The sequence below is a fragment of the Paenibacillus sp. FSL M7-0134 genome, from assembly GCF_038007865.1.
GTDB lineage: Bacteria > Bacillota > Bacilli > Paenibacillales > Paenibacillaceae > Paenibacillus > Paenibacillus polymyxa_B.
Genome location: NZ_JBBOXV010000001.1, coordinates 1,497,940 through 1,520,419 on the forward strand (window position 1 = coordinate 1,497,940; position 22,480 = coordinate 1,520,419).

At 46.5% G+C, this 22,480-nt stretch carries 20 protein-coding genes; 10 read left to right on the top strand and 10 right to left on the bottom strand.

Annotated elements, in window-relative coordinates:
• Position 1 precedes the first annotated feature (1 nt).
• The 4 genes from NSQ58_RS06575 to NSQ58_RS06590 form a co-directional block, all read right to left on the bottom strand.
• Positions 2-253 carry a hypothetical protein gene (locus NSQ58_RS06575; RefSeq protein ID WP_023986602.1) on the bottom strand — a complete coding sequence of 84 codons (252 nt, stop codon included), beginning with the start codon at positions 251-253 and terminating at the stop codon, positions 2-4.
• A gap of 74 nt (positions 254-327) precedes the next feature.
• Positions 328-1,533 (bottom strand): Ger(x)C family spore germination protein, encoded by a 1,206-nt coding sequence (locus NSQ58_RS06580; RefSeq protein WP_023986603.1) that lies wholly within the window; start codon positions 1,531-1,533, stop codon positions 328-330.
• 36 nt (positions 1,534-1,569) lie between these two features.
• Positions 1,570-3,165, bottom strand: a complete 1,596-nt coding sequence (locus tag NSQ58_RS06585; RefSeq protein ID WP_076295736.1) for a spore germination protein — start codon at positions 3,163-3,165, stop codon at positions 1,570-1,572.
• Between the two features lie 153 nt (positions 3,166-3,318).
• The gene (locus NSQ58_RS06590) at positions 3,319-3,663 is read right to left on the bottom strand and encodes a DUF805 domain-containing protein (protein ID WP_023986605.1); all 345 of its coding nucleotides are present in this window, start codon (positions 3,661-3,663) and stop codon (positions 3,319-3,321) included.
• Positions 3,664-4,091: 428 nt separating this feature from the next.
• Between NSQ58_RS06590 and NSQ58_RS06595 the strand changes: the two genes are divergently transcribed.
• The 3 genes from NSQ58_RS06595 to NSQ58_RS06605 all read left to right on the top strand — a co-directional run bounded on the left by NSQ58_RS06595 (position 4,092) and on the right by NSQ58_RS06605 (position 7,461).
• On the top strand, positions 4,092-6,527 hold the full coding sequence (locus NSQ58_RS06595) for a LamG-like jellyroll fold domain-containing protein (RefSeq protein ID WP_341057067.1): 2,436 nt from the start codon (positions 4,092-4,094) through the stop codon (positions 6,525-6,527).
• A gap of 386 nt (positions 6,528-6,913) precedes the next feature.
• Positions 6,914-7,114 carry a cold-shock protein gene (locus NSQ58_RS06600; protein ID WP_007428290.1) on the top strand — a complete coding sequence of 67 codons (201 nt, stop codon included), beginning with the start codon at positions 6,914-6,916 and terminating at the stop codon, positions 7,112-7,114.
• A 131-nt stretch (positions 7,115-7,245) separates the two neighbouring features.
• Complete coding sequence (locus NSQ58_RS06605; RefSeq protein WP_013308357.1) at positions 7,246-7,461, top strand: cold-shock protein; 216 nt, start codon at positions 7,246-7,248, stop codon at positions 7,459-7,461.
• A 109-nt stretch (positions 7,462-7,570) separates the two neighbouring features.
• Here NSQ58_RS06605 and NSQ58_RS06610 read toward each other — a convergent pair whose 3' ends face one another.
• Positions 7,571-8,389, bottom strand: a complete 819-nt coding sequence (locus NSQ58_RS06610; protein WP_068938337.1) for an alpha/beta fold hydrolase — start codon at positions 8,387-8,389, stop codon at positions 7,571-7,573.
• Positions 8,390-8,576: 187 nt separating this feature from the next.
• On the opposite strand from NSQ58_RS06610, the gene NSQ58_RS06615 reads away from it, so the two are divergent.
• Positions 8,577-8,909, top strand: a complete 333-nt coding sequence (locus NSQ58_RS06615; RefSeq protein ID WP_013308359.1) for a hypothetical protein — start codon at positions 8,577-8,579, stop codon at positions 8,907-8,909.
• A 51-nt stretch (positions 8,910-8,960) separates the two neighbouring features.
• Here NSQ58_RS06615 and NSQ58_RS06620 read toward each other — a convergent pair whose 3' ends face one another.
• Both NSQ58_RS06620 and NSQ58_RS06625 read right to left on the bottom strand, forming a co-directional pair.
• Complete coding sequence (locus NSQ58_RS06620; RefSeq protein WP_071559460.1) at positions 8,961-9,506, bottom strand: GNAT family N-acetyltransferase; 546 nt, start codon at positions 9,504-9,506, stop codon at positions 8,961-8,963.
• Between the two features lie 190 nt (positions 9,507-9,696).
• Positions 9,697-10,269: a hypothetical protein gene (locus NSQ58_RS06625; protein ID WP_341057068.1), complete on the bottom strand. Its 573-nt coding sequence runs from the start codon at positions 10,267-10,269 to the stop codon at positions 9,697-9,699.
• A gap of 213 nt (positions 10,270-10,482) precedes the next feature.
• Here NSQ58_RS06625 and NSQ58_RS06630 point away from each other — a divergent pair, with 213 nt between their 5' ends.
• The 6 genes from NSQ58_RS06630 to NSQ58_RS06655 all read left to right on the top strand — a co-directional run bounded on the left by NSQ58_RS06630 (position 10,483) and on the right by NSQ58_RS06655 (position 15,223).
• The gene (locus tag NSQ58_RS06630; RefSeq protein ID WP_023986610.1) at positions 10,483-10,896 is read left to right on the top strand and encodes a GntR family transcriptional regulator; all 414 of its coding nucleotides are present in this window, start codon (positions 10,483-10,485) and stop codon (positions 10,894-10,896) included.
• The gene (locus NSQ58_RS06635; RefSeq protein ID WP_023986611.1) at positions 10,893-11,606 is read left to right on the top strand and encodes an ABC transporter ATP-binding protein; all 714 of its coding nucleotides are present in this window, start codon (positions 10,893-10,895) and stop codon (positions 11,604-11,606) included. The genes NSQ58_RS06630 and NSQ58_RS06635 overlap by 4 nt, the downstream gene beginning before the upstream one ends.
• A complete protein-coding gene (locus NSQ58_RS06640) occupies positions 11,603-12,370 on the top strand; it encodes an ABC-2 transporter permease (RefSeq protein WP_075153572.1) in 768 nt (255 codons plus the stop codon). The genes NSQ58_RS06635 and NSQ58_RS06640 overlap by 4 nt, the downstream gene beginning before the upstream one ends.
• Positions 12,371-12,410: 40 nt before the next feature.
• On the top strand, positions 12,411-12,896 hold the full coding sequence (locus NSQ58_RS06645; protein ID WP_075153573.1) for a CcdC protein domain-containing protein: 486 nt from the start codon (positions 12,411-12,413) through the stop codon (positions 12,894-12,896).
• A gap of 334 nt (positions 12,897-13,230) precedes the next feature.
• Entirely contained in the window at positions 13,231-14,451 is a 1,221-nt protein-coding gene (locus tag NSQ58_RS06650) for a stalk domain-containing protein (RefSeq protein ID WP_028541953.1), read from the top strand.
• A gap of 94 nt (positions 14,452-14,545) precedes the next feature.
• Positions 14,546-15,223, top strand: a complete 678-nt coding sequence (locus NSQ58_RS06655; protein WP_341057071.1) for a hypothetical protein — start codon at positions 14,546-14,548, stop codon at positions 15,221-15,223.
• Positions 15,224-15,316: 93 nt separating this feature from the next.
• On the opposite strand, the gene NSQ58_RS06660 is transcribed toward NSQ58_RS06655, so the two are convergent.
• The 3 genes from NSQ58_RS06660 to NSQ58_RS06670 form a co-directional block, all read right to left on the bottom strand.
• Complete coding sequence (locus tag NSQ58_RS06660; RefSeq protein WP_023986616.1) at positions 15,317-16,321, bottom strand: LacI family DNA-binding transcriptional regulator; 1,005 nt, start codon at positions 16,319-16,321, stop codon at positions 15,317-15,319.
• Positions 16,322-16,483: 162 nt separating this feature from the next.
• On the bottom strand, positions 16,484-19,924 hold the full coding sequence (locus NSQ58_RS06665; protein WP_341057750.1) for a GH36-type glycosyl hydrolase domain-containing protein: 3,441 nt from the start codon (positions 19,922-19,924) through the stop codon (positions 16,484-16,486).
• Positions 19,925-19,949: 25 nt separating this feature from the next.
• Positions 19,950-22,112, bottom strand: a complete 2,163-nt coding sequence (locus NSQ58_RS06670) for a glycoside hydrolase family 3 N-terminal domain-containing protein (RefSeq protein ID WP_341057752.1) — start codon at positions 22,110-22,112, stop codon at positions 19,950-19,952.
• Positions 22,113-22,480: the final 368 nt, after the last annotated feature.

The following is a 22,480-nucleotide window of genomic DNA, read 5'->3' on the forward strand; positions in this document are numbered from 1 at the left end:
CTTATTTTATTAGACCGATATGGGTCAGGAAATCACTGAAAGGTCTATATACCGCTGTTATCCAATCCAGAGGAGTTGGAATAAGCCAGTTTAATGCCTTGGCGCAGCAAATTCCGACGGCAAAAAGGAGAAGGATGGAGAATAACCAAAGCTCTTTTTTTAACCCCTTTTTCCACATGTAGGGGACCTCGATCAAGCTGATTGCAGCAGCGGTTAGTAATATGCCCAGAACTTTCACCATATGAGATAGCATCTTGGGAAACACCTTCTTTTGTAGGGTAAGGTTCTATACAGGAGCCAGATCCCCCGCCGTATCTGACAAGGGATTTACTCCTTAATATCATTCAAAAATGAGCTGCCAATCGTGCCCAAGCGCCGAATCTTGAAATTGACCTTGATATTTACGGGTAATTCTGCAAAGTGCTCATAATCCCAATTTTTTTTAATGGATTTCCAGGTTCTCGGGTCAGCGCGGTGAATGGCTTCACCGAATCCGAAAATGTCAGCTTTGTATGATTTTTGAGCTTTTCTGACAGCCATTTTCATAATCTCTTCTATCTTTTCTTCCTCTTTCTTCTCAATGTCATAAATCGTCCCCACCTGGGTCAGATCCAGGTCATTACACTCGACTTCTCCCACGTTGGCCTCAACCTGCATTTTTATATTGACCTGGGGCTCCCCCCTATAAACGTTCCCTTTTATAGTTGTTTGGGTACGAATGATTTCCGAAACGACTTTGCCGCCTCTGGGGCAAGCTACAAAGCCGACAGAGCTCTGCACTTTGCCGCGGATGAAATTGTAGCCTCTACTTTCAGTTTCATTTAACCACCCGATTAATCGATCTTTTCTAAATACAGCAAGTCCGGAATACTGTAATCGGGCGGATGGGGCGATCTCTTGCACATTGCCGCTTGTTTCTCCCGTTTCTTTATTGCCAACGATTCGGAGTCCTGTCAAGACAGGCTGCATTCCTTCACTGGTGAGTGCTGATACCAATTCATCCAAAGTTACTGTCGTACTGGGTGACCAGTTTTTTTGTGATGTTTCCAGAGAGGAGAAAAGGTCGTTTGCGGGAATCGGATCTAAAGGTGTCATAATTTTTAACGTATCCTCCGCACTAGTGCCCTTGGACACTACAATATAAAAATCGGTTCGGAACTGATGATATCTGGAGAGTAAATCTAAAGATTTCGCCATTCCTTCGGTGGCCATCGATTCACCGATTACACATATACGCAGATGAGAAAAATACATTCTCCGGGGGCTAATCGTTGTTATTTTTCGGATCGCTTCAAATATGGTATCCGCTTCTTCTGTATACAAGGTGGCTGGAGCACCACCGCCTGCTCCTTTTTTGGCCGATGCTTTTCCAGGGTCCACCACTTGGAGAGAGACCCGGAATTGATCTCCTTGTTTATCAATCCCCATACCAACGGCGATGGCAAGTTCATTCAACTCCCTGCGATTCCAACAGCCCGTCAGAAGTAAAACGAGTGCAAGAATCAGGCACAGAATCGCTATCTTCCGCTTCATGATTATCCACTCCTTTCCGACTGTTTCTCTTTTCTTTTATTCCCTTGATTTGCGAGGTGGAGCGCTGTTTCGACGTTTGACATTCTTCTGATCGACTAACCGTGGACGTGAAGTCATCATCCAGTGAGGAAACCGAAATATGGTGTCTTTGGTGTCCGTCGGTATTAGAGGTGCAAAAGGAGTCATATAGGGAACACCGAACGAACGAAGGCTGCACATATGCAGGACCAGGGCAATGCCTCCAACGATAATCCCGAACAGCCCAAAGGAAGCGGCAAGTCCCATCAAGGGGAACCGCAGCATACGAAAAGCGATGGACATATTATAGGCAGGGAGAACAAAGCTTGAAATCGCCGTAATCGATACGACAATAACCATTGCTGCAGATATGATGCCCGCCTCGACGGCAGCTTGCCCGATGACGAGTGTGCCTACGATAGAGACGGCTGCCCCGATGTACTTCGGCATACGAACTCCAGCTTCCCGCAATATTTCAAAAGTTAATTCCATCATGAGTGCTTCGATAAAGGCGGGGAAGGGAACGGCCTCCCGCTGTGCTGCCAGACCGATCAGCAGTGAGGTCGGCAGCATTTCCTGATGAAACGTAGTGATGGCAATATATAGGGACGGACCTAACAGGGAGATAAAAACTCCGGTGTAACGAAGAACCCGGATGAAGCTGCTGATGTCCGCACGCTGATAATAATCCTCCGCCGCATGCAGGAAGGAAACAAACAGCGCAGGTACGACAAGCACAAACGGGGTCCCATCCACCAGGATCGCGATTTTTCCTTCCAACAGCTCGGCGGCGATGACGTCTGGACGTTCGGAGTTATATACTGTTGGAAAAGGGGTGAAAGTTTCGTCCTGGATTAACTCTTCGATATAACCGCTTTCGAGAATGCCGTCTACATCAATGCGATTCAATCGCTCATGCACTTCCTCGACCAATTTAGGGTTCACGATCCCTTTGATATACATGACAGCGACTTCGGTCTGGGTTACACGACCGATTTGTTTGGTTTCCAGCCACAAATTCGGATCTTTAATCTTACGCCGAATCAATGCCGTATTCGTGCGCAGTGTCTCAGAAAATCCTTCCCGCGGCCCACGGACGACATTTTCCGAGGCAGGCTCGGTGACACCGCGATCCTTCCATCCACGTGCGCTGGCTACTATTCCCTGTGTCTCACCGTCAATCAAAATGACAGCATCCCCGGACAACAGCGCGTTATATAAGGTTTCAAAGTCGATAATCTCCCGGATGCTTCCAATGGTTAGGGCATAATCTTTCAATACTTGCATGACACTAGAGGAGTTCTGGAGCCTGCACTCTACGTCTCTGGACAAGCTACTATCCAGCATCATCGATTCCATAATGAAGTCGGAGACTATATTTTTGTCCGCCAAACCGTCCGTATAGAGAATTGCAATGAGCTGGTCACCATCTTTGCCGATACGAACTTCTCTTATGATGATGTCAGTGCTGTTACCGAGTGCTTGTCTGATTTGCTGAAGATTGCTTCCGATATTCGCACTGAGCTGCTCTCCTGAATGCTCAGACTTACTTTCGCTGTGCTGGACTGGCGGCTTTTTAACTTTGTTAGGGGGGGTTCTTTTCCGAAAACGCATGAACGTTCTCCCTCTCTTTGAGGATACTTTTTAATCCAGTATGGACGCAGGGGTCTCCAGATAAACTTACTGCTGAAATTTCGATGGGGGAGATACAGATATGAAAAAAACCTCCTTCACAAAAGTGAAAGAGGTTTTAGACATCTACAACCATTACAATTTAGGGTTTTTCCCATACTTATTGTCGCCAGGCTGACTGTCTTGGCATGTGAATACAATCAAAATAATTGACCCTACCAGAGGAATCAGAGCGATTAGAATCCACCATCCGCTTCTGCCTGTATCATGCAGTCTACGGGCCAGGACGGCCAAGGATGGCAGCAGGACAGCCAAAGAATAAATGTAAGTCAATATCGGTGATAAGCCAACAAGACTATCGATCAGACTGATTACAAAGCTAACGATTACACTAAATAGGATAAACATCCAATACTCTGTACGTCTTGCTCTACCTTGAAATCCTACATAGTTTTTTAATGCATTTAAATACCATTGCATATATTTTTCACCTCCTTATAAAATCTAAACGGTTCTTTACAGTATCCGTAAAATTGTCCTTTTAGGTATATCGGCAGGAAACATATAAAATTTTACTTGTAAAATTATAACTTTAAACTAGAAATTTACGCAATACATTTATTAATGTTAATAATTCGATGAATAATTTATAAAAATATAAAATTACATATTGAATTTTCCATATCCATTGAATAATATAGAGGTACGGTTAACCGCCAGGTTTGAAACGTCCTTCTTAACAGAAGGTGCTTTTATTTTCAAATCAAGTGAAAGCGCTTTAATAATGAAAAGGAGGGATGAGCAACATTAAATTCGAGGCTGAAGAAGTTAATACAAACATAATCCTGACCGCTTTCTCAATATTTTTTATGTTATCAGGGATGTTCAAAACGAGAGGAGATTGATTTATGAAGCAATCATTTGTTCGTAAAGTAACGGCAGCTTCACTGGCAGGTGCGCTGTTGTTGCCTGCTTCTTTGGTAGGCGCCGAGCAAACACTCAATTCAGATACAGATGGAATTCAAAATGTGGGGCAAACTTCCCTTCAAGCTCAAGACCTAGAAAACTTTTCAATTCAAAGTAAAAAGGCTGTCTCTTTCAAGGAGACTTCCGTACATGATCCATCCATCCTGAAAGTGAAAGACACATTTTACATTTTCGGCTCACATCTGGCGGCTGCCAAGTCCAAAGACCTCATGAATTGGGATACGATTGCTACAGGAGTGGCGAATGGTAATACATTGATTCCCAACGTCAAAGAAGAATTAAAGGAAGCACTGGATTGGGCACAGACAGACACCCTGTGGGCAGCTGATGTCATTCAACTGGCAGATGGCAAGTTCTATATGTATTATAACGCTTGCAAGGGTGACTCACCGCGTTCAGCAATGGGCCTAGCAGTTGCTGATAAAATTGAAGGGCCTTATAAGAATAAAGGCATTTTTCTAAAATCCGGCATGTGGGACCAACCGAGTGAGGATGGGACGATCTATGACGCAACCAAGCATCCAAATGCCGTAGACCCGGACACCTTTTATGATAAGAACGGCAAACTGTGGATGGTATATGGCTCCTACTCAGGAGGCATCTTCATTATGCAGATGGATGAAAAGACAGGGAAGCCGCTCCCTGGTCAAGGCTACGGTAAAAAGCTGACAGGCGGTAATCATGCTCGTATGGAAGGGCCGTACATACAATACAGTCCGCAAACGGACTACTATTACTTGTTCCTGTCCTATGGTGGATTGTCAGCGGATGGCGGATACAACCTGCGGGTGGCTCGGTCCAAAACACCGGATGGTCCTTTCTACGATGCTGAAGGCAATGATATGATCAAGGTCAAGGCGAATCCTGATAAACCACTTTTTGATGACGCTTCCATTGAACCATACGGTGTCAAACTGATAGGTAATTACCTGATTCCAAGAGAAATTGGTGATCCGGGTACTGGACTGGGTGCAGGTTATGTGTCACCCGGACACAACTCGGCTTATTATGATCCCAAGATGAAAAAGCATTTTGTCATTTTCCATTCCCGTTTCCCGGGGAGAGGCGAACAGTTTGAAGTGCGGGTACATGAAATGTTCATGAACGCTGACGGTTGGCCTGTGGTTGCTCCTTATCGTTATTCGGGAGATGAAGATTCACTGAAAAAGCTGTCAGAAAAGGATGTCCTCGGTCAATATTCGTATGTAAATCACGGGAAGGAAATTTCGGCAAATATTAAGCAAGCCGTTAACGTCAGTCTGGATAGTGGCGGCAAGCTGTCTGGTGGAGTGAACGGTACATGGAAGTTGGGGGCAGGCAATCAGCTGGAAATTACAGCAGAGGGCACGAAGTACAAAGGTGTATTCCTGCGGCACCGTGATCCAGACACAGGTGCCAAGACGCTTGCTTTTACCGCGTTGTCCTCCAAGGGTGTTGCGGTATGGGGTTCGCTAAAGCCTGACCTGAAGGCCAGCAAAATTGTAGCTGCTGTGCAGAAGGATCTGAGCCTGGGCGATACGAGCAATGTTCTTTATAATCTGACGCTACCTACTCAAGCAGCACAAGATACCACTATTTCATGGGAATCCACCCACCCGGAGAATATTTCTGTGACAGGTGAAGTATACCGTCCAGAAGCCGGCTCTCAGCCTGTAACAGTTACATTGACAGCGACCATCAAAAAGGACAAAGCCACAGCTAAGAAAAACTTTACAGTCATTGTTCCCGGGCAGGCCCGAGGTCCTCAGCTCGCACGCTATTCGTGGAGTGAAGATCAAGGAACTTCGGTTGTCGACAGCACATACAATCAATTCGATGGTAAGACCTATGGTGGTGCTGCATGGGATAAAGACGGGAAGCTTGGCGGTGCGCTTGTCCTAAACGGTAAGGATGGTTACGTGCAACTACCAAATACAGTAACAGATGCGAAGGATTTTACCTTTTCCGCTTGGGTGAACTGGAAGGGCGGTGCAGCTTGGCAACGGATTTTTGACTTCGGCAACGGCCAAGCCCGGCATATGTTTCTTACCCCTTCCCAAGGAAACGGTGTGCTCCAGTTTACAATCCATGAGGGTACGGATCAAAGCTTGCTTTCCAAATCATCATTACCTCTAAACCAGTGGACGCATGTAGCGGTTACACTGGAAGGGAATACAGGAAAGCTGTATGTAAATGGTGAGGAAGTAGCCGTTAATGACAGCATTACCTTTAATCCCAATGAGTTGCTGACGAGCGAAGCTTATCTTGGCAAAAGCCGTTTTGCCGCCGATGCTTACTTCAATGGCAGCCTGGATGAAGTTCAATTGTATAACAAAGCGCTGACAGCAGAGGAAATTAAAGCACTGGCAGAATTGTAATTCAAAATGAGCAAATAAACGCAGGAGATGAGCTTTTAGTAAGAAGTTCGTCTCCTGCACAATGTTTTGTATATTTATTTCTTGATTGCTGGTATAATAGGAAGCAACTGCGGATATAATGTTTTAAGTAGGCGTTAATGACTCACTCCCGCCGAATGAACACAGCTTTGAAGCAGCAATAGAGAACATAAGCACTCTGCATAAATTAAATTCACCAGTGCTTGCGTTTTCAATACACTTATGGTAATATGAGTATATTGAAATTGTGACCTGAGATTCACATATTGTAGAGGGTTATTGTTTTAGGTTGAAATAACCTTGTGCAATATGTGAATTTTTATTTGTCAAAAATAAAGGTCATATAAATACATTTTGGAGGTAATTCCATGCAAACAGGTACAGTTAAATGGTTTAACGCAGAAAAAGGTTTCGGTTTCATCGAGGTTGAAGGTGGAAGCGACGTATTCGTACATTTCTCCGCAATCCAAGGCGAAGGTTTCAAATCTTTGGACGAAGGCCAACGCGTAGAATTCAACGTAGTTGAAGGAAACCGTGGACCACAAGCTGAGAACGTTGTAAAACTGTAATTTAAAATTACAGCCTACTTCAGATGCCCCGAACATAGCGTTTGGGGCATTTGTTTTTATCTGTTCACAAGACCGTTTTTGAACTGATTACATCTTATCGCTTTATAAATCATGAAGAAAGAGGGATGTTTATGTACAATTCACGGAAAAAGCCAATGGATGAGATTCCTGAGGAAATTACAACTGTCTGGAATTGCGCCAGCGATACATGTAACGGCTGGATGCGGGATAACTTCGCTTTTTCTGTCGAGCCGACATGCCCCATTTGCGGTTCTGCCATGGTGAAGGGCGAGAAAAAGCTGGCTGTTTTAAATAATACGAGCTTTAATCATACCAAACAATCCTAAACGGATAAATGTTTGTAGTGAAAGATGCCCCATAGCCATTAACGGCGCTGAGGCGTCTTTTTTGTTTTTTATAAATATGAATTATACATAAGAATGAACAGGTTTTCAATTATGGTGTGGAGGATGGGGCTAGTATGCTCAGTAAGATAGAATTAAATTCGGGTAGCGCTTCGTAAAATACACCGTGCCCGCTTCGTTCGAAAGGAATAAGCTTTGATCCGGCAATTCCTTTTTGAGTTTGGACAGCCAGGGGGAAAGGACAGACCCGATCCAGCTTGCCGTGTAGAATCCAAGTAGGCACGTGTATACATGGTAGGTCAGCGCGCAAATCAGAGTCACGCAGTGAATACAAAGTACAAGCCATGCTATGAACTGTAGCCGCGAAACCCTGATCACGTAACCAATCGCGTAAGCTCTGGCTAACGGGATTGGCAAACAACATCTCGCCAAAAGAAGTTACCAGTTGTGGACGATCTGTATAGGCTTGTTTGATGAGTTTATCTACCTCTGTGACAGGAGTACCGTAAGGGAAGTCGCTGGTTGGGGTGAATCGGGGCGTAGCTGCTCCGATCAAGATCAACTGATTGACGCCAAATCCCCGGTGCCTGCTCATGTAGCGTGTGACCACAGCTCCCCCCATCGAAAAACCGATCAGCCGTACCTGGTTTAACTGAAGCGCCTGCATAACAGCCAGCAGATCGTCCGCCAATCGATCATAATTGTATCCATGCCATGGTCGATCAGACTTGCCGAACCCCCTAAGATCAACCTGAATACAGCGATACCCGCAAGCAGGCAACAAGGCGGCCTGATATTCGTACATTCGGTGATCCAGCGGCCAGCCGTGAACCATCAGAACAGGGATGCCTTCTCCAATATCCTCGACATACAGCTTCACGCCGCGTTCCACCTCAATATAATATCCCATCGTGTTCACCCCTTTAGAAATCACGAAATTTCATTCTCTCTCACATATATGTAGCCAGGGCTTAGCTCATTCGAAAAAGGGATGAGACTGTCACGATATAAGCATATATTATGTTAAAAAATGTATGTCATCCTAGATAGGGATGGGATATAATTATGGAATGAAACAGCATCGGGAGAGTGGAACAATGACACCATCAAAAACATTAAAATGGATTACAGGCGGATTGGAGCTGTTTTTAGCTATTCCCGTTTTGGGCGGGCTGCTCGTCGTAAATTCCGCGTATACTATATTGTTCTTTATGCTGATTTTCCACATTGTTACGTTGGTGCTATCGGTGACGAATAGAGAGTCTTATTATGGATCTATTTTAGGGATCGTGACCTCGGTTATTGGATGGATTCCGATTGTGGGCTGGTTGATGCATTTGATCTCAGGCATATTTTTGATGATTACCGCAGCCCAGCAGCCGCGTGATCAGTATCGTAATCGCAATCCTTATGATGATTATCGCTACTAGGGGATGTGTGGCGATACAAAGATGAAAGATCCTGTTGAACAGGGTCTTTTTTTATTTATGAAATCTCCCCATGATTATGGTGTTGTAGTATTTGCCATCTGAAAGAACCTTATCGTTTTTTAATAACCCTTCGATCTCAAATCCATGTTTTTTATAGAGCTCAATGGCTTTATCATTCGTTTCCAAAACTTGTAGAGTTATTTTCTTGATGCCATTGGAGTCAGCCCAAGAAATAGATTTTTTTAAAAGATTCGTCCCGATCCCATAACCCCAAAAATCCTTTAGTACGCATACGCCAAATTCAACTTTATGAGAGAATCTGCTCAGAACATGGCCCTCACATCTTGAAAAGCCGACGATTTTATCATGAACTACCGCAACTAAAAATAGGTTTCTGTTATTCTCTGTATCTGATTCAATGAGCTGTTCAAAACCGGATGTACTTATAAACGCTTCTCCCTTCTCTCTGTCTAAATTTTCAGTCTCTCCATCAATCAGCAAACGGATTTCAGACAAATTCTTCGCATCTTGAATCATGGCAGATCTGATCGTATAGCTCATTCCTCGTATATCAAATTCCTGTTTATTTATTTTCATTACATTCTCCTTATTATGAATTTTAGTGAAAAATGACCTCTGGATCATGTTAGTCTACCACATATTATCTTGTTTACATGACAAATAAGCCTGTCTCCTTATGTTGTATCGCAGCAGGGGACAGGCTTATTGATTTCTCTATCCGTACAGGGAAGCCGGATAGAGATTTATTATACATGGGTGGCTTTAGCTATTTCTGCTTAGCAGAGGCTTTAGCTGCATTGGTTTTAGCAGGAGCCTTGGCTGCATCACCTTGAGCAGGAGCTTTACCTGCATCCGCTTTACCGCCATCTACTGGTGGTTTGGAGGGTTTTACGCCATTCACCATATCTGTCATCATTTTTTTTAGATTAGAGACACGTTGGTTATATTCAGTTGCCGTAATCTTGCCGTTTTGTTTTTCCGTAGCCAGTTTCGCTTTCATATCTGAAACCATCACATCAATAACGGAATTTACGCTCACACCTTGTGCTTTGGCGATTGTAGCAAGGGATTTACCTGCTTTCAATTGTGTATCCAACTGACTGGAGGACAATTTCAATAATTTCAGGAGAGCTTTGTTCTCAGCATAGTTTCCTCCTGCGATTTTAGGGCCGTTAGCATCTCCGGGGTTACCCTTAGGTGCCTGTGCTTTGTCTGCAATGGGAGCCTTCTCAGGTGTAGTTGAAGCAGCATGGGCTGCGCTTGTGGAGTACAGTGCCCCGCCTCCTAAAAATGCCAAGGCCATCGTTCCGGCCAAAATTGCTTTCTTGGTGCTCTTCATCTTCATTTTCCACCTTTCGGTTATGGTTTGTTTGGTACGTGATACATCATAAGGGATCAACTTGAATGCTATCTGAGCGCAAGCTGAGCATTTACTGAATGAAATTTGGAGAGCATGACTAACATTTTAGTAAGATGGTACTTGTATTATGTGTATTAAGTGATATAATACACTACAGGCACGATAGATACAGCCGATTAGGGGGAAACACCCATGGAAGAACAACGGGTTGGCTCGTTCCGATTTTTAATTGACTTCAGCCAGCCATTATATGAGCAAATATTAAATCAAGTACGAAGCTCCATTGCTAAAGGGGAGATCGAAATGGGAAGCAAAATGCCATCTGTTCGTGATCTGGCGCAGGAACTACGCATGAATCCGAATACTGTGATGCGGGCGTATCAGGAGCTGGAGCGGGACGGATTGACTGAGAAGCGGCGCGGGTTAGGCACTTATGTTACTTCGTCCAGTGAACGGATTGCCAGCTTTAGGGAACAATTGGCTATAACGTATATAGATCAGTTTCTCGGACAGATGAGCAGCCTGGGGTTATCGTGGGAAGATGTACAGCAGTATATACGAAGCAAACAGGACGGAAATGACGAGGGAGGAGGCGAAGGGGCATGACGGAATCTATTGTGGTTGCGAGTCATCTGACGAAGCAATATGAAAGTAAAAAAGCGCTGGACCACTTGGATGTCGTCATTCCGGCGGGACGCATTGTAGGGGTGCTTGGACCCAATGGCTGTGGGAAGTCCAGCTTTTTTCGAGCAATCACCGGATTAATTCGGCCAGATGGGGGCGAGCTTCAGGTGTTGGGGCAAAAGCCGGGTTGGGAAACCAATCGTGGTATATCCTACCTGCCTGACCGGGCTCGCTGGTACCCCAATCATACGGTGCAGCAGACACTGGAGTGGGGGGAATCCTTTTTGCCTGGCTTCAATATAAAAGATGCTTATAAACTTGCTGATCATATGGACGTGGAGTTGGAGTTGAAAATGGCCGGGTTGAGTCGCGGACAGGAGGCACGTGTGCTACTGATTTTATGTCTGGCGCGTGAGGTTCCGCTCATGATCCTGGATGAACCGTTTGCGGGCATTGATGTCCTCTCCAGAGAGGCGATTGTGGCTGGGATTATTGATTATTTGGAGGGTCGCCAGCAGTCTATACTCATTAGCACGCATGATATTCAGGAAGTGGAAGGCTTGTTTGACTACACGGTCATGATGGACCGCGGACGGGTTATATGGTCTGGTGATTCGGACGATCTGCGTGCAGAGCATGGCTCGCTGAATCAGGTGTTCCGCAATTTGTACAAAAAGGAGTGGAAGGCGTGAATTCATCAGGGCTGTTCAAAGATTTGATACGCCATGAATTTCGAAATAAAGGAAGCTGGAGAAAGCAGAGCCGCAATCGACTGCCCAGATCGTGGAGACTTGTATATTTCTCACTATTTCTAATTGTGGCGTTCGTTATTTCCTTGTATTTCGCGCTTCACAACCAACTCGAATTGACAAGGCTGTGGTATGTCACCTTGGGCTTGCCCTACATGATCATTTTCATGGGTGTGGGAAGTCTGAGAAGAGAATGGGAGAATGACACCTACGGATGGTGGCTGACTCTGCCCTATCCGCGCATGTGGCTGATTAGCGCCAAATGGATTGCTGCTATTTTACAAGCCGTGGTCGTGACCTTGTCCCTGTTTGTGGTAGGTTCTCTGTACGCGCTGTTCATCTCATCAACCATCCAGCCTTATACGTTTGCGGATGCAGCGTCTTTTATTATAGCTGGATTGAACTGGTTTGTGATGATTATCGCTTTCACACCGTTGGTTATTGCGCTGGGTCTGCTGACGGCCAGTACCAAATACAGCACCTTGCGGCCGATTAGCCCGATACTCTGGATTCTTTTGATGGGTGGCGGGAGTGTCTTTTATTGGTCAGGCGATCAGGGGCTTTATGAGCAGTTTGACCATGTTCAAACAGGACAATGGTTTTCTTTTACCTGGCATTTCCCGATTGCGGTGTTGATCAGTTGGGTTGCTGCATATGTATTAATCCGCTTGAGCGCTTATCTACTGGAGAAAAAACTGTCGATTTAGGCTAGCGTATCTATAGGATCTATGAGGAAGGAGTTTCACCATGACGACGATATTTATATATGCATTGTTGGCTGTTTTGGTGGGGCTGATGATCTGGTTGAGAACCAAAAGACGAGGGGGGCCAGTAAAAGGAAACGGAATCCGGATTCTGCTCCCCTTGTTTATCGCGTTCCCGCTTATGATGATATCTGTGTACCAATTAATGCATATTCCTGGTCAAACGTATGCGCCCCCTGCCTTTTGGGAACTGCTGGTTGCCGGGCTATTAGGGGCTCTGTTTGGCTATGTTATTTTGCTGCATACGGCGTATGAAAGACGGGATGACGGTCGTATTTATCCGAAGCCAAACCAATATTTTAAATATATTATTATCGCTATTATCTTGATTCGCGTTGTTTTGACCCAGTACCTCAGTAGTCTGGGTACGTCTGAAGTTAGTATGCTGGCGATTACGATGGCGCTGGTGTATATCTCAATCTGGCGAATTGGAAGCTTTATCAAGTTTCGGAGAACGTTATCCGTATAACAATAGCAATGGGGTTAACAGCGGCTTACTATTCAAAAAGCGTTCATTCGCTTGGCGATAGGAGCCGCTTTTTTTGAGTTTCGGCATTAGCAATTTATCACACATTGTTATTGCTCCCCATATCCTTTATTCTAAGGCTTGTGGCTTGCATTGTAGCAGTATAAGTATAAATTTTTGAAAGGAGGGTTATTGAGGTTTCAAAAGATTTAAATGGGGTTTAAAGTTAGATAGGCGGGGAAAAGTTGCTTTTTGCGATTAGGTGTAACTATATAAGTTACATAAAAGGAAATTGTCTTCCATATTCTATTTTATAGGTTGAGAGGGGTTCACATTCATGAAAAAACATACGGTTACTGCTGCACTCGCTGGTTTGCTTGTTCTGTCTTCTGCTGTACCGGCTTTAGCAGCCGAGGTAAAACCTACTACGGGTATTCAGGTTTGGGTAGATGGCAAGAAGGAGGCTTACAAAATTGCGCCTATCGTGAGAAATAAGCAGGTCTTAATTCCCTTGAGACAATTGGCCTCCAGTTTGGGAATTCCAATGGATGCCAAGCATATTACGTTCAATACGGCGCGACAAAGCACGACTATCCGATATGATCAGGCGACGGTTGTACTGGTGTCAGGCAGTCCGGAAGCGCAAATCAACGGGATTAAGGTACCGCTATCCACCTCGACCCTATTGACCAAACAAGGGGTAACTTATGTACCGGTTGATGTCGTCAAAGAAGCATGGGGCAAGCAAGTGATTTGGGACCCGGCCAGCCAAACGGTGCAAATCGGGGTGAGTAATAAGGATAAGGTCGTTGAAATCGTGAAAAGCTTTGAAACCGGAGATACGAAAGCGGCCGAGACCTGGATCAGCAAGGATCAGTACATTCAGCACAATCTGAGCTTTGCCAGCGGAAGAGATGCCTTGCTGCAAGGAATTAGCCAATTGAAGCAAGCTGGTACAAAGGTTGAAATCCATCGTGTGCTTCAGGATGGGAATTTTGTAGCTGTTCATTATAAAACGACAATTGCAGGTAAATCAAGCATTGTCTTTGATATTTTCCGCTTCGATAGCAATGGTAAAATCGTTGAGCATTGGGACAATATTCAGGACTCGGCTCCAGCTAATCCAAGCGGACGTACAATGATTGACGGAACAACACAGATCACGGATCTCAACCAAACTGAGACGAACAAAACACTGATCCGCAAGTTTGTGGATGATGTCCTGGTTGGCAAAAATCGTGCTGCATTGGAAAGCTACTATAACGGTGATCATTACATCCAGCATAATCCTCTTTTTGGTGACGGTGTATCCAATTTGAAGCAAGCATTTTCCGCAGCGGGAAGCCAAGGAGCTTCTTTTGGATATGGTCAGGTTCACATGGTTATTGGAGAAGGCAACTTCGTGCTGGTTGTGAGTGAATTGACATCATCTAAGGGAACTTCAGCCGCTGTCTATGATCTGTTCCGGGTAGAGAACGGTAAGGTAGCAGAACATTGGGACGTAGTTCAGGAGGTTCCAGCTAAAACAGAGTGGAAAAATACAAACGGCAAGTTTTAAAAAAAGTGAGTTTGGGGTATGGCCTGATTGGCACGCTTTCCCAACCGTCCTGTTCCTGTTAAAATGATGCAAACATATAACAGGGGGTTGAACGATGGAAGGCTTGAAGCGGCGTGTGGGCTGCCTGCATGCACATCACTCGAACATAGCCTATGTGGAACGAGCTTTTGCTTCTTATGAGGTGGAGCTGATACATTTTGTGGACCCTGGGCTTATGCGCCGGATCTCGTCAGACCCGCATTTTTCTGCGGACGATGCCAGTCGCAAGGTAGAAGAGCAACTAAGCTGGATTGCCCCAAGCGACATAGACGTTATTTTGATAACGTGCACGAATTATATCGTTTTGGCAGAAAAGGCTCAATTGACCATGTCTACACCAGTAATTGCGCTGGATGAGCCCTTTTTTCATGAGATATGCGATGATTTGCTGCCACGGACCTTGGTATTCACGAATCCGGCTACTGTAGAGGGAACGATGAAGCGTCTTTATCATACGGCTGCTCTGTTAGGCAAACCAGATATCTCTTCTTGGATAGAGGTTAAGGTGGTGGAGGACGCTTTTCAACTGATTATGCAGGGACGTGAAGACGAGTATAAGGAATTGCTGGTCCGTTCGCTGTATGAGCTGAGGAAGGCTGATCCAAGCAGAGGTCTGGCTGTAGCACAGTTGTCTATGGTTGATGCTGCGTTACAGGTGGAACTGGAGACGGGGGAAATGATTGACAATCCCTTACGGTCGTTGACGAATTTAATTGAGGATTTGTTAGGTTAAAAAAGTATAACTAAAAGAACTTCCAACCCGTGTTCTGGGACTATGGAAGTTCTTTTTTTGAGGCTGGCGAGCGGGTTACTTCTGCGTTGTTCATCACAGATTCTGTTGATCTGGGGTGATGAATGCTGCGCCTGCCGATTCTCTTTGGACAAGCGTAACGTATAAACGTTCATGCTCCACGTCTTCCCCCGCAATGATTTTGAGAACTTGTTCGGCAGCTACAGCGCCCCATTTACGTTTGGAATAGTCAATCGTTGTCAGACGGGGCTGAATATATTGCGCCAGCTCGATATTATCAAAGCCGACGATATGAATATCCTTGCCAATTGTCAGTTCTGATTGAGCCATTCGATTGTAAAAGCCCACTGCCATTTCATCATTGAGACAAAATACGGCTACAGGTTCCGAACCCGGGCCATCTTGTTGCCGCAAAATGATTTCAGCCGCCTGTTCGCCACCCGATTTCTCAAAATCGCCGTCAATTTCGATCATTTCAGCGACGCCGCTACGCTCAATGGTCTGCTTGACCGCCTGCATCCGTTGCCATGAATCGTAAGAACCTTCTGGTCCGGTAACCACATATAGCTTACGGTGTCCCAATTCCAATAAATGTTCGATTGCGAGAGCGGCGCCCGCTTTGTTATCCAGCAGCACCTGGTTAATGTTAGGATGATTCAGTTCACGGTCCAATACGACAATTTTATGTCCTCGCTCGGCATAGTTCAGTAGCTCCTGACTTTCAAACGTCTGATCCAGCACAATGGCGCCGTCGATCATGCGTTCCGGCAGCATTCGGTGAGATTGCTTACCGCTGCATACGATGAGATCATAACCCTTGCGGTTCAAAATTTCCTTGATGCCGTACAGTAAATCTCCATAAACGTCTCCACGAAAATCAGTCAGGAAAACGCCAATAATTTTGGTCTGCCTTTTCTTGAGATTACGTGCGGCGGCATTGGGCACATAGTTAAGCTCTTTGGCAATCGCTAAAATACGTGCGCAAGTTTCTTCTGTTACCTTATCGCTACCATTCAAGGCATATGAAACGGTAGATATGGAAACGCCCGCCTGTTTGGCGATATCTTTAATGCTGACCACATCGTCACCTCCTTGTCGTCCGTCTTATAATTGCTATTGTATATTCATTATTAACCACATATCTATTCCAAATGTCGTAGTTCTACACATAAGCAGCAAAGGGCGATCCCGCAAGATCGCCATCCCTTTGTTGCCTATACCAGATTTAGCATCAAAAACTCTTTATAAAATAATCTCCAGACGGTGTACACCGTCATGTTCTGCTAAGGCCTGCTCGAAAATCTCACGTTTGATGCGCAAGGCACCAGAGCGGTAGCGATTATCATCGGCTGGCACGCTTTCCAGTGGTGTCCCGTTCAATACTGCACGGCCTTGCTCACTACCAGTACGCTCTTGCAGCATGCGGTAGACGAAGGTAATTGGTTTTCCTGCAAAGGAAAATTCAAATTCCAATCCGTCGAGATGATCCGGCAGCACAGGGTCCAGGATCAGGTCTTCGCCCGATTGACGAATACCAAGGACATTCGATATGAGCTGATTCATGTAGATTCCCGGACCGCTGGAATAGATTCTCCAGCCGCCTTTGACGGGTATGGCTCCTTCACGCAGTTCACCAAACCGTTCCTGGGCTTCATAGCGGGTGTTAAATTTACCGTCCGAGCTACTGAAATAGGCGTTGCTTTGACGCCATTCGGCATTCGGTACGGACGCACGGATGCCGACCGGATTGATGAGCTTCAAGCTGTGCCAAGCGTCATCCTTGCGTCCCAACTTGGCCATCGCTTCCGCAAAGCGGATATGGGCATGCACATATTGCAGCCCGACCTCACGTCCAAAGTTGGCCGCTTGCTCTGCACGCTTGAAGTGCGAGCTCACACCGCCATCATACTGTGCAGGGCGGTTCATCAGACGCACACCATCCGGGCAGAGGAACTGCTCACGGATGAGCTGCTCATGAGCCAATGCTTGCTCAGGCGTGAGCAGCTGACTGATCATGCTGCGTGTCATTGGCAGCAACCGATAATGGATTCCTGTCTCGGTGTCAGACGGATGGAGCATCAGCTTAGGTTGACCGGGCTCTTCCATATACACGAAGCCCGGAATAATTCCGCTCTCCAGCATGTAGCGGTTAAAGTCTTTACGGATGCCATTGGCCATTTGATGTAGATCTTGTGCAATCTTGTCGGCTTCGCTTACTACACCCGCGGGGGCCTGCTCCAAAGCAGCAGCAAAGTTACTAATAACTTGGTAGGTGAGTGCAACCGTCCAGCTGCTCGCCATGTATTGCTTCAGCTGAGCATTGGCTGGCTGGAGGGTATCATCCCAATCGCCGTCGCCATAGGCCGACAAGTACGTATCATGAAGGAAATTCTCCCGAATATATTCGATTTCCTTCAGGGCATGTTCCATGAGAGTCGCGGTCTGCTTGGTATAATCGAAAGTATGCCGATGGGTGTAAGGTACATTTTCTCCCAGAATACTGTAATCACGGGTAGCGGTCAAATAGTCGCCCAGTACCTTGAGCGGCCAGACGATAATATCCCCATGGCTTTCTTCTTGCTGCACGTGAGTATAGTTGTCAAACATAAACCATTGCGGCCAGTTTCCGCTGTCCTCGTACTGATGGCTGAAAACAGTCAGCAGAATGGAACGAACCTCGTCGAACTTTTGCGTAGCTGAGAAATATTCCACAGGCCCCTGACACACATCACGTGTTCCCCAGGCTGCACCGCCGTATTGCTCCAGACCGTGAGGCACAGAGTAGTGAACGAGCATATTGTGGGTGTACCACCAAGCCACTGCGTTCACACGGAATAGCTCACTCGTTTCATGTTGACCCAGCGACAGATGGAAACCGTTCATAAGCTCGGCAAAATATTCCCGATAGCGCTCGCGCTCATCTTCAAAGGAAGCGTGACGCTCTTTGTGCGCTGATTCTTGCCCGGCTGAAAGCCCATTCAGCCAACCCTGCACGGTGCAGGTCCATTCGCTGCTGTCACCCAGCTCCAGCACGACTAGGGACGCATCAGCGGAAGCTGTACCCTGTAGCAGTACGTGAGCGTCGCTCACCTGCTGTAATGGAGCGCCCTCGACGTGCATTCGGTACAGCAGGTCTGGATAGGCTTCGGCACTCAGGGAAGCAGAGTCTGCCCGGAAGAGCAGGGCGTCACCTTCATGTTCCATATGAAACGGAAGCTCATATTCGTTCACATGCATAGACATTTGCTGAGTGATGAGGAACGGATAGGTTTTGCCGCTTACCGCACGCATATGAAGCCGTACTTCTGGGCTATCGGCATTTGTATGGTTTGTAATAATGAATGTATCGTCAGCCGTTTTGTAGTACCAGCGCACATAATTAAAGCCAATCTCGAACAGGGAAGGCATCGTGAGCAGGCGGTATTTCCCTTGGACTCCGACATAGATACGCTGGCCGGATGTCTTGGGAATATTGAGCGCATTACGCGCGTTGGTGATCATTTTGTTGAAGTTTGTATTGCCGATCACGAGCTGGGAGTTGAACACCCCGTACATATAGGAGGTGGTTGTAATGGTTTCTTCCTTGCCTCCTGCGTAATGCCCGCCCATTAAAATGTGCCCATGGGGACGCTCTACACGAAGCTCTTTGGATTTGAGTACGACATGCTCATAGCTGTCCGTGAAAAAGGAAAGTAGTTCATCTCCATCCCGTTCTTCTTCCTGCCGTTTCGGGAAAAGTTGATTCACTTCGGCAGCGGTTAAGTCCAGCGTGCGCAGCGGCTCACCGATGGTTTGAGCTGGAGCCACACGCCCTGCCTGAAGATCACTTGTCGCGTGTGCCGGTATGCTGGTCTCGGAAGTGTCCGCTAGAACGGCAGCTACTTCGTCACGTGCCTTTGTCACCAGCTCCTGATACTCCAGCTTTGTCACTGCGGCTGGATGATTGGGCTGGAACAGACCGTAAAAAGTAAAGCGAGCTTCCCCTGCAAGTTTCACCCGCTCAGATTGCAACGCGGTATAGGCGAATTCGTATTGGTACACTTCATTGGCGAGCGAGTCACGATGGAGTGCTTCCGGCTCATTCGTTTCTTTGTACGAAAGTCCAAAGAACTGAAATCCGTCAGTCGAGTAACCAACAGTGCGGGTTAACGAGCCTTGTTGGATGTATGGGAACGCCTGACTTTGAGGCTGGTTTTGACGTGAGCAAACGGTGTAGCCTCTTTGTTCATCATGGTAGACGGTGTGGTCAATATATTGAGACAAATAAGCTTCATTACTGCGCACAGCGGCGGTATCGGCAATGCCGATATCCTGACCGTACACGATATCTGCTTCCACGTCATCGCCCTGTAGGGTTACATCCCAGAACCATACTCCCAGGCGGCTTAGCGTGAAGGTCACCTGATAGCCTACACCAGCGGTGAAACCCTCCCAAATAATCTGCTGATCCGTTTGTCGGATGACTCCCGGTGAGCGAACTCCAAGCAGGGGAGTGATACTTACACCGGACGGACGGTACAATCTTAAGTACAGATTGTTCAAGGAACCGTCGACTGAATTGGTCAACAGCTGGTTGATCATCGTTGAGCCGTGGGCGATCTTATACACATCACCACTGCTTAAGAAGGTAAAAGACAGGTCGCCGGCCCGCAGCAAAATATTTTGATCCAGACTTGTATTCATCAAAGGGAACGCCTCACTTTCCTGTTTATTTCACTAACCGAAAACGGATTTCACTAGTATCTCGGCTGTTAGGTCCTGTAAAGACGGCAAATTCACCGCTATCACTGCTGAAGCTCAAATCTGCATGATGATAGCGCAGCTGAGGCTCGGTCAATGCAAATTCCACCTCCCGGCTTTCGCCTGGGGCAAGAAGGACTTTGCAGAAATCTTTCAGTTCTTTCATTGGACGAACCGTATCGCCGCTGATATCACGAACATAGAACTGGACGGTTTCCTCGACCGGACGTGTTCCTGTGTTCGTTACCTGCACTTTAATGGTCAGTTCCTGACCAGGTATAAGGGTATCGCCGGAAAGCTGTACGCTGTCATAGGCTACATCGGTGTAGCTCAGTCCATAGCCGAACGGGAATAAAGGTTCGTTTGGTACGTCTAGATATTGGGACACGTAGCGTTCTTTTGTATTCGGATCTAACTGCGGGCGTCCCGTATTAAAATGATTGTAATACACGGGCACCTGTCCCACCGATTGCGGGAAGGACATGGTCAGACGACCCGTAGGTTCGGCATCACCGTACAACAAATCGGCAATCGCCGCGCCGCCTTCACCACCAGGGAACCAGGCTTCCAATACGGCGTCTGCTTCTTCAATAACACCGTGCAGATCCAACGGACGACCATTAAATAATACGGCTACCATAGGCTTGTTCAGCGTCTTCAGGCGCTTCACCAGTTCCAACTGGGCTTGTGGCAGGCGAATATTGGAACGGCTGCCTGCTTCACCACTCATATCGGAGCGCTCACCAAGCGCCAACACGATAACCTCTGCTTGGCTGGCTGCTTGCAGAGCTTCCGCATATTGCTCCTCAGTTATATCGTCGATAGAGCAACCTGCCGCAACCGTGAGCAGCGAGGAGGATATTTTCGATTGGAACCCGTCGACAACGCGAATAGCTTCCTCCTGTGAACCGCTCCACGACCAAGAGCCTAGGATATCACCGCTCTCTGCAAAAGGTCCGATCAACGCAATATGCTGATTGCGATTCAATGGAAGAACGGAATCATTTTTGAGCAACACGCAAGATTTAATAGCTAATTCTTTGGCAACTGTGCGATGAGCGTCGCAGAACACAACTTTACGTTCACGCTCAGGGTCTGCGCCGCGTAGCGGATTTTCGAACAAGCCCAGCTTTTGCTTGAGTTTCAATATACGCATCACTGCTTCATCAATGAGCGCTTCATCCAGCTGTCCGCTGCGAACCAGCTCAGGCAGATGCCCGTTATAGCAGGAGGTCATCATTTCGATATCTACGCCAGCCAGCAGTGCTTTCTTCGCGGCCTCGCGCTCATCCTCGGCGATGCCGTGAGGGATAAGCTCCTTGATGGCGGCCCAATCCGAGATGAGTACACCATCAAAGCCCCATTCATCACGAAGCAGATCACGCATCAGGCGCTTATTGCCCGTTGCGGCTACGCCTTCTACGGTATTGAAGGACGTCATCACCATTTCGCAGCCTTCATCTAAAGCAGCTTTGTAGGAGGGGAGATAATACTCTCGCAGCTGCCATGCGGATACATCTACGGTATTGTAATCACGTCCGCCTTCACCGGCTCCATATGCAGCAAAGTGCTTCACGCATGCGGCTACCCGCTCGGTATCATTCGTCAGATCTTTACCCTGAAATCCGCGCACAAACGCACGAGCAAATTCGCTGTTGAGGTAAGGGTCTTCCCCTGTAGATTCCATCACACGGCCCCAGCGCGGGTCACGCACCAAATCGACCATAGGGGCGAATGTGACGTGAACACCGGATACAGCCGCTTCTCGGGCGGCAATGGTAGCGCTCTCTTCTGCCAGCTGCATATCCCATGAGCAACCAATAGCCAGCGGTATAGGGAAAATCGTTTTGAAGCCGTGTACAATATCTGCCATAATTAAAAGCGGAATACCCAGACGGTTTTTACTCAAATGAGCCTGCTGAACACGAATCGCTTCTTTAGCCCCTGCGAGGCCAAGCACGGAACCGACGTTATGGACATTTTCTTCTGTGATGCCGAGAGAAGCCATAGGACCGGTAATTTGACTATCTGTTCCCGCTTCTTCAAAGAAGGCACCTACAAGCTGTAGCAGTTGATCGACTTTTTCTTCAAGCGTCATGTTTTCTAAATAGGAATTCAGGTGTTGTTCCATCATAATCCTCCATAAGCTGTATTGTTGGTGGACAGCTCTCTTTTTCAGATTCATGAGATTTTTTGGATAAAGATGATTCAAAAAAGTGCTGAACAGGCTAATAGCTAGTATAGAAGCATAATATTCTGTCGTATTATTAATCGAAACGTTTCTATTGTTGAACTCAGTTGGATTATATACGCTTTCAAATGGAGAGTCAAATCCAATTCAGCGGGTTCTTATAGGCTAAATAGCGTAATAAAGATGATAAAAACGAAAAAAAGTCAGGATTCCGAGCAAATAAAAAATAATATTGCTATTGAATACGGTTTCAATTTGTTCTATAATGACTATCGAAACGTTTCTATTGACGGGTATGGTCCTTGTGC

Excerpts from the sequence above, each read along its gene's own strand:
- NSQ58_RS06575 (WP_023986602.1), bottom strand. The coding sequence starts at position 253 with ATGCTATCTCATATGGTGAAAGTTCTGGGCATATTACTAACCGCTGCT.
- NSQ58_RS06580 (WP_023986603.1), bottom strand. The coding sequence starts at position 1,533 with ATGAAGCGGAAGATAGCGATTCTGTGCCTGATTCTTGCACTCGTTTTA.
- NSQ58_RS06585 (WP_076295736.1), bottom strand. The coding sequence starts at position 3,165 with ATGCGTTTTCGGAAAAGAACCCCCCCTAACAAAGTTAAAAAGCCGCCA.
- NSQ58_RS06590 (WP_023986605.1), bottom strand. The coding sequence starts at position 3,663 with ATGCAATGGTATTTAAATGCATTAAAAAACTATGTAGGATTTCAAGGT.
- NSQ58_RS06595 (WP_341057067.1), top strand. The coding sequence starts at position 4,092 with ATGAAGCAATCATTTGTTCGTAAAGTAACGGCAGCTTCACTGGCAGGT.
- NSQ58_RS06600 (WP_007428290.1), top strand. The coding sequence starts at position 6,914 with ATGCAAACAGGTACAGTTAAATGGTTTAACGCAGAAAAAGGTTTCGGT.
- NSQ58_RS06605 (WP_013308357.1), top strand. The coding sequence starts at position 7,246 with ATGTACAATTCACGGAAAAAGCCAATGGATGAGATTCCTGAGGAAATT.
- NSQ58_RS06610 (WP_068938337.1), bottom strand. The coding sequence starts at position 8,389 with ATGGGATATTATATTGAGGTGGAACGCGGCGTGAAGCTGTATGTCGAG.
- NSQ58_RS06615 (WP_013308359.1), top strand. The coding sequence starts at position 8,577 with ATGACACCATCAAAAACATTAAAATGGATTACAGGCGGATTGGAGCTG.
- NSQ58_RS06620 (WP_071559460.1), bottom strand. The coding sequence starts at position 9,506 with ATGAAAATAAATAAACAGGAATTTGATATACGAGGAATGAGCTATACG.
- NSQ58_RS06625 (WP_341057068.1), bottom strand. The coding sequence starts at position 10,269 with ATGAAGAGCACCAAGAAAGCAATTTTGGCCGGAACGATGGCCTTGGCA.
- NSQ58_RS06630 (WP_023986610.1), top strand. The coding sequence starts at position 10,483 with ATGGAAGAACAACGGGTTGGCTCGTTCCGATTTTTAATTGACTTCAGC.
- NSQ58_RS06635 (WP_023986611.1), top strand. The coding sequence starts at position 10,893 with ATGACGGAATCTATTGTGGTTGCGAGTCATCTGACGAAGCAATATGAA.
- NSQ58_RS06645 (WP_075153573.1), top strand. The coding sequence starts at position 12,411 with ATGACGACGATATTTATATATGCATTGTTGGCTGTTTTGGTGGGGCTG.
- NSQ58_RS06650 (WP_028541953.1), top strand. The coding sequence starts at position 13,231 with ATGAAAAAACATACGGTTACTGCTGCACTCGCTGGTTTGCTTGTTCTG.
- NSQ58_RS06655 (WP_341057071.1), top strand. The coding sequence starts at position 14,546 with ATGGAAGGCTTGAAGCGGCGTGTGGGCTGCCTGCATGCACATCACTCG.
- NSQ58_RS06665 (WP_341057750.1), bottom strand. The coding sequence starts at position 19,924 with ATGAATACAAGTCTGGATCAAAATATTTTGCTGCGGGCCGGCGACCTG.
- NSQ58_RS06670 (WP_341057752.1), bottom strand. The coding sequence starts at position 22,112 with ATGGAACAACACCTGAATTCCTATTTAGAAAACATGACGCTTGAAGAA.